Annotated in this window: 1 pseudogene; it reads left to right on the top strand. The window is 33.7% G+C overall.

The window, feature by feature from the left end:
• Nucleotides 1-147 (top strand): annotated as a pseudogene (locus JHU38_RS12340) (acetyl-CoA C-acyltransferase); the annotation flags it as partial.
• Nucleotides 148-252: the final 105 nt, after the last annotated feature.

Here is a 252-nt window from a genome sequence, read left to right on the forward strand (position 1 = left end):
GCATTTGGACACCCTATTGGTGCATCTGGTGCTAGAGTATTAGTGACATTATTGCATCAACTGAATGATGAAGTTGAAACTGGTTTAACGTCATTGTGTATTGGTGGCGGTCAAGCTATCGCTGCAGTTGTATCAAAGTATAAATAATAAGAAAACAGGTTATCACAACAGTATTAATTACATGTTGGTATAACCTGTTTTTATTTGTTTATGGATTTATTGGGTAATATTAGTCATTTGATGGTTTAATTG

Source organism: Prevotella illustrans, assembly GCF_017426725.1.
GTDB lineage: Bacteria > Bacteroidota > Bacteroidia > Bacteroidales > Bacteroidaceae > Prevotella > Prevotella illustrans.